The following is a 12239-nucleotide window of genomic DNA, read 5'->3' on the forward strand; positions in this document are numbered from 1 at the left end:
ACAAGCACAACCATTTTTTAACTACTGAGCCAAGCCATGGAACGTGGACAGTCAGCAGTGAAACTCTTATTGCAGGCTTCGACTCCGCTCAGCCTCCAAGAACGAGCTGTTCAAGATTTGCAATCTTGTACAATAGATAATGAGGATTTGTAATCCTCTAGGGAGATTGAATAAGGAAAGAGAGAAAAAATGTCGAATGATGAACGTCAAACGCCGAATTTCGAATGTTTTTAGNTATTGCAGGCTTCGACTCCGCTCAGCCTCCAAGAATCTGAACCGTCAGCAGTGGCCCGTTATACAGTTTACTGCTAACTTCTTCACCAAATTCCCTTGTTTGTTCAACCTTTCCATCTTAATTTCGTCCCTTATTCAAATTGTAAACATATGTACATAGGATTAAAGCATGCGCATTCAGGCTTGGCTTATTTAGCCTTAGCAGCCTTATTGATAGTGATGATTTATGCATTGATAGGTGCATTGAGCAATCGGGAGTTTACGGAAAAAGACCGAAAATTCGCCATGATTGCCTTTATTCTATCCCATATCCAACTATTGGTGGGATTGATTCTGTACTTTGTCAGCCCGGTTGGTTTCTCTTTATTAACAGGTGGAGGAGCTATGGGAGACAAAATCGCTCGATTGACGGCCCTAGAACATCCTGTAATCAATATTATAGCGATTGTATTGATTTCTGTTGGCTATATCCGAGCTAAAAAACTTACAGAAAGCCGCGCTAAATTCAGATCCATCTACATGATGTATGGCATTGGCTTGGTGTTGATTCTTTCTAGAATTCCTTGGCATAGCTGGTTAGGATAAAATATCTCACAGATCTATCAGATTGAGAGGATTGAATCGTAGAAAAAATTTGAGCATCAGACCTGAGTGGTTTGGTGCTTTTTTTATTTTATTTGTGGTCACGAATGTACGAAACATTTTGATGGAAAAAGACTGGATAAATTGGATTGCTCAATCTATGATAAAAAGAAAAAGCCAACCAATTCAATTGGTCGGCTTTTGGTTTAAAGGTGATTAATTTTTAAAAACTGATGGTGACTGCACTTGAGCAATTACTACTTCCAGCTTCGCATACAGTGTAAGTCAAAGATCCACTACCTCTATTGTTTGTCTGATCTACGTAAGTTCCGGAATTGTTAACCGTAGCAATCTTTGTTCCATTTCTAAAGATATCCACTTGACTAGAACTTGCGCCTGTCCAATTAAGAGTGGCTCTCCATCTTCCCTGAACTTTTGTTCCTGAGCCACTTAGCTGTATGCCATCAACAGGTTCTTCTGGATTTTCAGGCTCTGGTTCTGGATCTGGAGTAGGATCAGGAGTTGAACTACCAGTTCCCAAGGAATATAGCAAATGATTGTTGGTTGTATTGGAATTTGTCACGATATTCTTTGTAGAAGTGTCAGTTAGGAAGTTGTAAACTGCCTGAGCACTTGCAGATGGATTAGCTTGCAAGAACAAAGCAGCTACCCCTGCTACATGTGGAGATGCCATGGAAGTTCCTGAAATCGTGTTGATAGCAGTGGGACTTGTATGCCAAGCAGCTGTGATAGAAGAACCTGGTGCAAAAATATCTACACAATTCCCGAAATTGGAGAAAGAAGAACGGCTATCATTGTTTACGGTCGATCCAACAGTGTAAGCTCTTGGAGCTCCAGCAGGAGAGGAGTTACACGCATTTGCATTGCTGTTTCCTGCTGCTACAATTACAGGGACCCCTGCATTGTACATACGGGCTACAGCATCATTTACAGCTGTACTGCTTCCACCGCCTAAAGACATGTTGGCTACTGAAGGTCCATTTGCTTGGGATACTACCCAGTCCATACCAGCAATTACACCACTGAATGAACCTGAACCACGACAATCTAGCACTCGCACACCTACCAAAGTGACATTTTTAGCCACACCGAAGGTAGTTCCACCGACAGTACCAGCTACATGTGTCCCATGCCCATTACAGTCTTCAGAGTTACCACCAAATGCATCAAATCCTCTTTGAGCCCTGCCACCAAACTCTACATGATCTGTGCGGATTCCAGTATCTATGATGTAAGCAGTTACTCCCTGACCATTAGCTGTATAGATATATGTGCCATTTAAGGGCAAACTTCTTTGGTCAATTCTGTCCAACCCCCAAGTTGCATTGGTTTGCGTGGTAGTATACGCGTGCATATATCCGTCCTGCTCAATGTATTTTACAGATGGATCATTTTGTAATAAGGCAACTTGATTATCTGTTAAACTTACTGAAAAGCCAGTCAGTAAATTACCAAATACACGGTCAACTGATTCGTCTGCTACTTCATAACGGGCCAATAGCCCACTCGCAACCTCGCGCATGCCAGCTTGTACTAGCTCATAGTTATCAGTTTTTCTGAAATTCAAGGTTTCCTCGTGTAATACCACGATGAATTTTCCTGGAATTGGACCTTCCAACTTGTCAATAGAGGCCATTTCGGCATCTATCACAGCACGGTCATTTTGCTTTTCTTGGCAAGAAGCTGCGAAGAAGATCAAACCTAGAAGAAGTGCTCCCCATTTGCTTGACCATTTAAAGTAATTTTTTGTAAACATAAATAGATTGATGGTTATAAATTGATAAAATGATTTTTCGATAATAGAAAATAAAATTTGTAAAAAAAAATTGAAAATTTAATTAAAGTTGCTATTATTTTGAAAAACCAACTAAAATCCTGTAAAATGCTTTTTGTTTAGTTTAAATCACAAGTTAATTGTTTTGTATTTTATTTGGATTTTAGGAAAATAAAAGTGCAAAAAATAGTAAATTAATTACGTAGTTAGAAATTATGTATTTTACTGCTACTGGTTTTATTGCGTCTATTTTTCGATGAAAATTAGTAGCTTTGTTTTGCATAAACATGAGACTAAGTTTGAAAAAGTTAAATCCAGCTTTCTATAGAAAGTCCGGAAAGGATTTTTTTGCTTAGTTAGCTTTCTTTTAAACTGCAAAAAAAGAGAACATTGAAAATACTTACACTTGACGTAGGCGGTACCAATATCAAAGCCAAAATCCAAGGTCCCGAAGAACGGAGAAAATTCCCATCGGGCGCCCATATCACCCCAGATGTAATGGTCAAAGGAGTACAGGAAATGGTCAGCGATTGGGAATTTGACGTGATTTCCATTGGTTTTCCTGGAATTATCAAACAAGGACAAATTATCAATGAACCAGCTAATCTAGGTAATGGTTGGGTGGGATTTGATTTTGCCAAAGCCTTTGGAAAGCCTGTAAAACTGATGAATGATGCAGCTATGCAAGCCTTAGGTTCTTATCAAGGCTCTGGTGTCTTGTTGTTTTTGGGCTTAGGAACAGGTTTGGGTTCAGCCGTAGTTGTGGATGGAACGGTTCTACCCATGGAATTAGCCCACTTAAGCTACCGAAGTGGTACTTTTGAAGATTATGTAGGTTTCCGTGGAATGGAAAAATATGGAAAAGAGGAATGGCAACAGCATGTGTTCGCCGTGGTAGAGCGCTTCAAAGCAGCGTTTTTGCCGGATGATATTGTGCTAGGAGGAGGGAAATCCAAATACCTCACGGAAGTGCCTCAGGGGTGTAGACTAGGAACTAATAAGCTGGCCTACGAAGGAGGATTTAAATTATGGCCATAACTATGAGGGGCTTTTTTTTAAGTTGCTTGCTATGCCTCCTTTCTGTAAATCTACTGCTTGCACAAGAAGTAAAGTTCGGAGTAGGAGCAGGGCAGTCTTTGATCAAAGGCGAACAGTCCAAAGAACGAGTGGCGGGAATCCGTTACAACGCCATGTATGAATTTCAGCCTTACCGTTCTCCTTTAGCCTTTGGATTTTCTGCTTCTTTCCTACAGTCCGATGCTCCTTATACGAGACCCAATGGAGAGTTCTATGAGCAAATGCGGGTAATTCCGGTGGCTTTTGTTCCCAAATTGATGTTTAGTGAGTACGACTCTAAGGCATTTGTGAAGGCCATGATTGGTGGGCAGCAAACGCGTTCCGTTATCACAGGAGATAATTTCAATAGAACCAATCAAGAATTTGGTTTTTATGGTGGAATTGGCGCAGGAATTGAGTTGGGGATTACAAGCTTTCTGTTTACCGTGCTAGAATATGAATTGGGAGTAGTGGGCTCCCGTCTGCTCAACAGTCCTGTCATCCATTCTGCTCAGATAGCCATCGGTGTCAAATTCAACTGAGTTTGAACCGTAGCCTGCAAATGCTTGTTTTATGCATGAAATTACGCTTATGAATACCTTGAAAAACTCCCTTTGTATACTTCTATTCTTATTTTCATCGGTCAGTGCTGCCTTTGCACAGGATCAAATCCACTGGTTGACCTTTGAAGAAGCTGTTGTAAAAACAGGTCAACAACCTAAAATGGTTTTTGTGGATGTGTATACGGATTGGTGTGGATGGTGCAAAAAGATGGATAAGGAAACATTCACGGATCCAGCGGTGGTAGCTTATATCAACAGTAATTTTTATGCGGTAAAGTTGAATGCAGAAAAGACTGATCGGGAAATCAAATTTAAAGGACAGACTTACACCGAAGCCTCCATTGCTAGAGCTATGCGGGTGAGTTCCTATCCGAATTTCATCATCATGGATGCTTCCATGGAAAATATTACCCAATATCCCGGTTATAGAAAACCTGAACCTTTTCTAGAAGGATTAACAGGGATTTTAGATCGATTTATGAAATAAATAGGCCGGGAAAACCAATCAAACTATGAGCTTTTCGCTTCATCAACAAGAAGATACCATCGTAGCATTAGCCACTCCACAAGGCGTTGGGGCCATTGCGGTTATCCGCCTTTCGGGTAAGCATGCTATCAGTATCTGCAACTCCGTTTTTAAGGGAAAAAATCTGGAGCAACAGCCTTCTCATACCATCCACTTTGGAACGATACGAGACGGGGAGAAGATAATAGATGAAGTATTGGTTTCCTTGTTTGTAGCCCCTAAATCCTTTACCAAGGAAAATGTGGTGGAGATTTCTACACATGGTTCATCTTACATTGTCAATCAGGTAATAAAATTGTTAGTTCGTAAAGGAGCTCGTCCAGCAAAACCTGGGGAATTTACCCAGCGGGCATTTTTGAATGGACAGTTTGACCTGGCACAAGCGGAGGCGGTAGCAGATTTGATTCACTCTGATTCAGAAGCCTCACACCAAGCAGCGATGAATCAGATGCGTGGGGGTTTTTCGAATGAAATCAGTCGCTTGCGGGCAGAGTTGATTCATTTTGCTTCTATGATTGAATTGGAGTTGGATTTTACGGAAGAAGATGTTGAGTTTGCTTCAAGGGATGATCTGCGTAGTTTGGTGGAAGAGTTATTAAGGGTAGTGGAGTTGTTGATAGGTTCCTTCGATTTGGGGAATGTGATCAAAAATGGTGTTCCCACGGTCATAGCGGGGAAACCCAATGCTGGAAAATCCACTTTATTGAACGCTTTGCTCAATGAGGAGAAGGCGATTGTTTCCGATATTGCTGGTACTACTAGAGATTTTATCGAGGATGAGATCAATATCGGTGGCGTAATTTTCCGCTTTATCGATACGGCAGGACTTCGGGAGACTACGGATACGATTGAAGCCATTGGCGTAAGCAGGACTCAGGAGAAGATGAAGACGGCATCGCTCATTTTGTATTTGTTTGATTTAACAGATACGGACATGGTCGAGATCAATCGGGATATCAATAAATTGGAGAACCTGGGAGTACCATTTCTGAAAGTAGCCAACAAGATTGATAAGGCTAATCCTCAATTTGTTAAGGATTTAAAGTCGGCTTATCCAGATACAATTTTTATTTCTGCAGGACAAAAGGAGAACTTGGAAGATCTTCGAAGTCGCATTTTGGAGCTGGTTAATTTGGACAAGTTCCGCACAGGCAATACTATTGTTACCAATATCCGCCACTACGACTCCTTAGTCAAAACCCGTCAGTCTTTATTGGATGTATTGACAGGCCTGGATGCCCTAGTCACCAATGACTTCTTAGCAATGGATATCCGTCGATCCCTGCATTACCTCGGTGAGATCACCGGGGAAATCACGACGGATGACCTCTTGGCGAACATATTCAGTAAGTTCTGTATCGGAAAGTAACCACCACAAACAAAGCAATATAAAAACATACATAAAACATTGATTAAGCCCTTTTTAAGGGCTTTTTTTATGCTTTCTTGTTTACGGTTTATTTCTATTTGTTTATTGTTTTTCTTGTACCTTTTTGTACCTTTATTGTACCTGAAGGGTTGAGGTACAAACTTCAACCCTATTTAGGGCGAAATTATGGCACTTAATTACACTTAAATACTCTTAAGTACCCTTAAATACACTTAAGTACTCTTAATATCCCTGAAATGAGTTCAAACATATTTATTCAGCGTATTTGCGAGCATTGCAGCAAGGAATTCACGGCACGTACAACAGTAACCAAGTTCTGTTCTGATGCTTGCGCAAAGCGTGCATACAAGGCAAGAATAAGGGCTGAAAAGATCCAAAAATCAAATACAGAAACCTTGAAGGTGAAGAACAAGCCTATTGAAGAACTCAAAGCAAAGGAATTCCTAAGCGTGAAAGAAATTGCCCTGCTGCTTGGCTGTTCAACCCGTACAGCTTACAGGCTTATTGATAAGGGCAAGATCAATGCTGTAAACCTATCTGAAAGGCTTACAAGGGTAAAGCGTTCAGAACTTAATAAAATAATGGAACAGAAAAGTTGATGTGAAACCTGAAGCATAAAGAACAAATGGCTATCAAAGTAACCTTAAGACAAAAACCGATTTCAAAAGGAAGATCAAGCTTGTATCTTGATTTTTACCCTGCTGTACTCAATACTGAAACAGGTGAACTTACAAGGCGTGAATTCCTGAAAATGTACGTTCACGAACCTATCAAGTATAAAAAAAGAACTTTGCCTAATGGCACGGTAAAACAGATACCTGTTTATTCTGAAAATCCAATACAGAACCAAACAATTGAGCAGGAAAACAGCAGCGTTCTTGCAATTGCAGAACAGATCCGTTTGAAACGAGAAAACCACCTTAACAAACCTGAAATTTATACAGAGTTCGAAAAGGAACGCTTAAGAATTCAGGAAGCTGGAAAGCAGAACTTTGTTGAATACTTCAGGAAGCTTTCAAATAAAAGAAAAGCTTCAAACCATGACAATTGGATTTCAGCCCTGAACTATCTTGAAAAGTTTACCAAAGGAACTTTGCCGTTCGCTGATTTGAATGAAGCTGTTCTTGAAGATTTCAAGGATTATTTACAAACCACAACTGACAACAAAAGGAAAACCAAAATTTCAACCAATTCAGCTGTTTCATACTTCAATAAGGTTAAAGCAGCCTTAAAACAAGCGTACAAGGATAAAATACTGCAAACAGATTTGAACGCAAAGATTGAACCTATAAAAGCAGCAGAAACAAGGCGTGAATTCCTTTCAATTGAAGAACTGAACGAACTTGTAAAGAAACCTTGTAACGATCCGATGCTTAAGCGTGCAGCATTATTTTCAGCCCTTACAGGTTTACGATTTTCGGATATTCAGAAACTTAATTGGGGTGAAGTACAGGAAATTTCAGGGCAAGGGTACTTTTTGAACTTTCAGCAGCAAAAAACTGAAGGGGTTGAAAACCACCCAATTTCTGAACAGGCTTACAACTTGTTGGGTGAAAGGGGTGAATTCAGCAGCAGGGTATTTGAAGGGCTTACTTATTCAGCCTATCAAAATACACACCTTGCCCAATGGATTGGTTCAGCAGGCATTACAAAGAAAATTACTTTCCATTGCTTCAGGCATACATACGCAACCTTGCAACTGTTTTATGGAACTGATATTTATACCGTTTCAAAGATGCTGGGGCACAAAGATTTGAAAACTACGCAAGTTTATGCAAAGATTGCAAGTAAGCTAAAACAGGAAGCAGCGAACAAGATCCAACTTGCAAGTTTACCAACAGATAATACATAAAGAACAAATGGGAAAAAGACTTTTATCAACCGATTATCAAGAAATTGTAGTTAGATCCTTTGTACTACCCAAAAGCGATTGGTATAACTATTATTTGAATCTTATTGAATTAAATTATAATTACAATAGAGACATAGTTGAGAAAATTGAGCAGTTTATTAATCAATGGATTGATTTGTATAAATCAAAGGTTTATGGTGGTATTGTTCCCTTAAAAAACAAACAGGGTGAAATTGAATACTTTGACATAAATCAAATTTTTGAAGTTGATGAAAAGGGTAATAAAACACCAATTGATATAGAGAAAACAAACTATCCATTTCAAATAAAAATTGATGGATTAATTCAATCTATAAGTATGAATAGAGATTTTTTTGATGAACAATTAAGAAACTTGGATATTATTAAAAGTGCCATTTCATTAAAAAATAACCTTATTAATTTTGAAAACACCTTGCCTGAATCTTTAAAAAAGCACCTTATAAAAGAGCCTATTCCTGAAGGTTTTGATTATTACGATTTGAAAAATAGAGTTGAGTTAATTATTCAAATACCTGATTTACTAAAAGAGTACAAAAAAACACTTCAAAATATTATCGAAAAGAGTAGTCAAAAAGAACCCCGAAAATACACTATTGAACAGCATTCTTTGGCTTACATTTTTGATTGCAATTCAATAGGTGAAAGTATTCCTTATGGGAGCAAGAAAGAACTTGAAAAGATTGGTAAGAATAGAAATATTGGAAAATATGCACCAAACACTTTTTACAAAGCAATTAATAAGATTTTTAACGAAAGCAAAGATTTGAATGTAGAAAAGAATCTTGTTGAAATAGCTGGCGAATATTGGAAAGCGGTTTTATTTGAGCTTACCAAACACCCTGAAGAACTTAAAAAATACCTACAAAGTAAACAGCTGTAATTAGGGCGAAATTAGGGCGTGCCCCTTAAAGCCCCTGAAATTGCCCCGTGAACTTGCGTGCATAATCTAAAACAAAAAGAATTATGCATAATCTTGTATTAAGTCCGATTGATCCTGAAAAGCTTATTGAAAGCATTTCTGAAAGGGTTACAGCTAAAATTCTGAAAGCTGTAAACTTTGAAAAGAATTCAGGTGAAAATCCTGAGCAAGTTCTTACAATCCAGCAGGCTGCTGAATTCTTGAACTTGACTGTTCCAACCATGTACAGCAAAAGTTCTAAAGGTGAACTTCCTGTAATGAAAAGGGGCAAGCGTTTATATTTTTCAAAGCAGGAGCTTACCAAGTACCTGCAAGCAGGGCGAAAACAATCCTTTGCTGATGTGGAGGCTGAAGCTGATGCCTATTTGTCAAACAATAAATTAGGGCTGAAGCATGGAAAGTAAGAAAACCACCACCAACAGCCCTAAAGTATTTTTGCATAAAGAACAGGGTAAAAATACTGTATTTCAGGCACAAATGAAAAGGGTATTTGCTGCATTTCAGAAACAGCCTAAAACCATGCTTGCCGTTTCTGTTGAAACAGGAATCTTGCGTGCGAACATTTGCAGGTACGTTGCAGAATGGAAGAAAGCAAACAAAATTAAGTTTGTAAAGATTGGTATTTGTCCGATTTCAAAGCACCGTGCAGGGTTCTATACCACGAACCAAGAACTGTTTCCTTTGATTGTTGAACTTTTAAAACGTGCTGGGGAATGAAAGAACTTAATCCAATATTCGAAAACCTTAGCCCTGAAACTATTTTGAATCATGTTCAGGTACAAAAACAGGAATTGAGCAAAGAACAGAACCCTTTCCCTGTTGAAGTGTTCCCCGAACTTATTCAAAAGATAATCAGAGAAACTAATGAAAGCCTGAAATTTCCTGTTGATTTTATTGGGGCTGCTATAATGTACGCTGTATCTGTTGCAATTGGGAACACTCACAAAGTGCGCATTATGCAAGGGTATGAACAGAACGCTGTTCTTTATTTGTCAATTGTCGGTAAAGCTGGAACAAATAAAACACACCCAATTGCATGGACATTAAAACCGATTAATCAAAAGGATAAAATCAAGTTTGAAGAATACCAAGAACAGTTCAAAAAATATGAGGAATTCAACAGGCTTTCACCAACAGAAAAAAAGAAACAGGAAAAACTGAAGTTTCCTAAAAAACCGAAATGGGAACAGCTGCTTGTGTCGGATTTCACCCCTGAATCTTTGACTGAAATAATGGATTTCAATAAAAGGGGTATTGGGGTTTATGCTGATGAACTTGCAGCTTGGTTCAATAACTTCAACAGGTACAATAAAGGAAGTGAAGAACAATTTTGGTTAAGTATTTGGAGCGGTACAGCGATCAGAATAAACCGAAAAACAAGCAATCCAATAATGATACAGAACCCTTTTGTTTCAGTAATTGGTACTGTTCAGCCTGCTGTACTCGAACAACTTGCATTAAACCGTACAGAGAATGGTTTTATTGATAGGCTGCTGTTTGTTGTACCTGACAAGCTACAAAAGGAATATTGGAGCGAGAAAGAACTTAATCCTGCGACTGAAACAGAATGGTTTACAATCCTTGAAAACCTGCTGAATCTTGAAGTTGGAAACCAGCCTGAAGTATTGCAATTCAGCCCTGAAGCACGTGCAGAAATGTTTCAGTTCAATAAGAATCTAACTGATTTATGCAACCGAACAGAAAGCGATGCAATAAGGGGTATTTATGCTAAAATTGAACAGTATGCTATACGTTTTTCTTTGCTGCTGGAAATGTTAAGATTTGCTTGTTCCGAATCTGACAAGCAAGCAATAAGCCTGCAATCCGTGCAAGGGGCTGTTAAGCTTGTCGAATACTTTCAGAATGCAGCAATCAAGGTTCATAAACTTTTGAATGAAGCGAACCCATTTGATAAGCTACCAGCAGACAAAAAGAAACTTTATGATGCCTTACCTGAAGTATTTACAACAGGTGAAGGAATTAAAATTTCCCTGAAATTGGAAGTAATGAAAGAAAGGGCTTTCAAAGAATGGGTTAAGGATAAGAACTTGTTCAAGTACCTTGAAAGGGGCAAGTATGAAAAGCTGTTGTAATTCAATGCACTTTGCACTTTCCGCATTAACTGCATTTCATGCACTTCAAAAGTGCAGCAAGTGCGCAAAGTGTTGAAAGTGCATAGTGCAAACAAAAGAATAGAAAAAATGAAAACATACAGATACATACTTGATAAAAGCAGCAGAAAGTTTCCTTGCCCTGTATGCCTAAAGAAAACCTTTGTGAAGTACGTTGAAGCTGAAACAGGTGAATACATTACAGGCGATTTTGGAAAGTGCGACCGTGAAGCAAATTGCAGTACCCATATTTTACCACCGTTGGAAACAAGATGCTGTTTTGTTCCTGCTGAATCAATTCAGGAACATAAAAATTCAGTATTGATAATTCAAGAAGGCTTAAAGTTCTATTTCCCGAAAAGCCTTGTATTTGAAACCTTGCCCAATGGCTGTTTTGTAGCTGAATTTATTCTTTCAGAATCAAGCGATTTTAAGGGGCTTAAATGGAGCGAATCAGATAAAAGGCACTATGATAGTCAAAACAGGAATCTAACCTTTCAGGGGCTAAAAAACAGGGGTATTCAGGTACAACAGAACAAGGTTCTTGAGCTTGTTTACTTTCCTATTCAGGTATTCGAAAATACTTTAAAAGGATATAGCCAAAATACATTTATTCAGAATCTTTTGAATACTATTTCTTTCCCTTTCAGCCCTGAAGATGTGGAGCAGATTATTTCCCTGTACTATTTGGGTACAGTAACAAAAGGGTACAGACAAGGGGCGGTTACATTCCCGTACATAGACAAGAATAGGAACGTTCATGCTGTACAAGTTAAGCAGTTTGATAAGTGCAACCATACAACAGGAACAGATAAGCTTGACAGGGTTATTTTCAACGGGTTGAAGCAACAGAACAAGCCCTTGCCTGAATGGCTTACCAAGTACATGAACTATGGAAAGCAGGAAGGTTTTTTTAATTGCTTGTTTGGTGAACACTTGTTGAGTAAGTACAAGCAGAACCCTGTTGCGCTTGTTGAAGCACCAAAAACAGCGATTTACGGAGCGTTGTATTTTGGCTTGCCTGAAGATCCTGAAAACTTACTTTGGCTTGCTGTTTACAACTTAATGTAGATTCCGATGATCTTGACCACCGATCCGGCTATCTTGACCACCCTTTGATCAAGGGTATTCAGTTACCGTTTTAATGGCGATTAAAGTTATCGTTTTTT

Annotated in this window: 13 protein-coding genes; 12 read left to right on the forward strand and 1 reads right to left on the reverse strand. The window is 38.8% G+C overall.

Features of this window, described 5'->3' with window-relative positions:
* Positions 1–384 precede the first annotated feature (384 nt).
* Positions 385–819, forward strand: coding sequence for a hypothetical protein (locus IE080_RS19080; protein WP_189586699.1), 435 nt, complete (start codon positions 385–387; stop codon positions 817–819).
* 220 nt (positions 820–1039) lie between these two features.
* On the opposite strand, the gene IE080_RS19085 is transcribed toward IE080_RS19080, so the two are convergent.
* Positions 1040–2593 carry a S8 family peptidase gene (locus IE080_RS19085; protein ID WP_189586702.1) on the reverse strand — a complete coding sequence of 518 codons (1554 nt, stop codon included), beginning with the start codon at positions 2591–2593 and terminating at the stop codon, positions 1040–1042.
* 408 nt (positions 2594–3001) lie between these two features.
* Between IE080_RS19085 and IE080_RS19090 the strand changes: the two genes are divergently transcribed.
* The 11 genes from IE080_RS19090 (at position 3002) to IE080_RS19140 (ending at position 12141) form a co-directional block, all read left to right on the forward strand.
* On the forward strand, positions 3002–3649 hold the full coding sequence (locus IE080_RS19090) for an ROK family protein (RefSeq protein WP_189586705.1): 648 nt from the start codon (positions 3002–3004) through the stop codon (positions 3647–3649).
* Positions 3640–4209 (forward strand): outer membrane beta-barrel protein, encoded by a 570-nt coding sequence (locus IE080_RS19095; RefSeq protein WP_189586707.1) that lies wholly within the window; start codon positions 3640–3642, stop codon positions 4207–4209. The genes IE080_RS19090 and IE080_RS19095 overlap by 10 nt, the downstream gene beginning before the upstream one ends.
* A 31-nt stretch (positions 4210–4240) precedes the next feature.
* Positions 4241–4717, forward strand: a complete 477-nt coding sequence (locus IE080_RS19100; protein WP_229800751.1) for a thioredoxin family protein — start codon at positions 4241–4243, stop codon at positions 4715–4717.
* 25 nt (positions 4718–4742) lie between these two features.
* Positions 4743–6125, forward strand: coding sequence for a tRNA uridine-5-carboxymethylaminomethyl(34) synthesis GTPase MnmE (gene mnmE / locus IE080_RS19105; RefSeq protein WP_189586710.1), 1383 nt, complete (start codon positions 4743–4745; stop codon positions 6123–6125).
* 257 nt (positions 6126–6382) lie between these two features.
* Positions 6383–6745: a helix-turn-helix domain-containing protein gene (locus IE080_RS19110; RefSeq protein ID WP_189586712.1), complete on the forward strand. Its 363-nt coding sequence runs from the start codon at positions 6383–6385 to the stop codon at positions 6743–6745.
* A gap of 26 nt (positions 6746–6771) precedes the next feature.
* On the forward strand, positions 6772–7998 hold the full coding sequence (locus IE080_RS19115) for a tyrosine-type recombinase/integrase (protein ID WP_189586715.1): 1227 nt from the start codon (positions 6772–6774) through the stop codon (positions 7996–7998).
* 7 nt (positions 7999–8005) lie between these two features.
* Entirely contained in the window at positions 8006–8920 is a 915-nt protein-coding gene (locus tag IE080_RS19120) for a hypothetical protein (protein ID WP_189586718.1), read from the forward strand.
* 83 nt (positions 8921–9003) lie between these two features.
* Positions 9004–9363 carry a helix-turn-helix domain-containing protein gene (locus IE080_RS19125; protein ID WP_189586721.1) on the forward strand — a complete coding sequence of 120 codons (360 nt, stop codon included), beginning with the start codon at positions 9004–9006 and terminating at the stop codon, positions 9361–9363.
* Positions 9353–9676 carry a hypothetical protein gene (locus tag IE080_RS19130; RefSeq protein WP_189586724.1) on the forward strand — a complete coding sequence of 108 codons (324 nt, stop codon included), beginning with the start codon at positions 9353–9355 and terminating at the stop codon, positions 9674–9676. Before IE080_RS19125 ends, IE080_RS19130 begins: the two co-directional genes overlap by 11 nt.
* Complete coding sequence (locus tag IE080_RS19135) at positions 9673–11052, forward strand: DUF3987 domain-containing protein (protein WP_189586727.1); 1380 nt, start codon at positions 9673–9675, stop codon at positions 11050–11052. The genes IE080_RS19130 and IE080_RS19135 overlap by 4 nt, the downstream gene beginning before the upstream one ends.
* A gap of 108 nt (positions 11053–11160) precedes the next feature.
* Positions 11161–12141, forward strand: a complete 981-nt coding sequence (locus IE080_RS19140) for a DUF6371 domain-containing protein (RefSeq protein ID WP_189586730.1) — start codon at positions 11161–11163, stop codon at positions 12139–12141.
* The last annotated feature ends 98 nt before the right edge of the window (positions 12142–12239 follow it).

Source organism: Mongoliitalea lutea (genome assembly GCF_014652135.1).
GTDB lineage: Bacteria > Bacteroidota > Bacteroidia > Cytophagales > Cyclobacteriaceae > Mongoliitalea > Mongoliitalea lutea.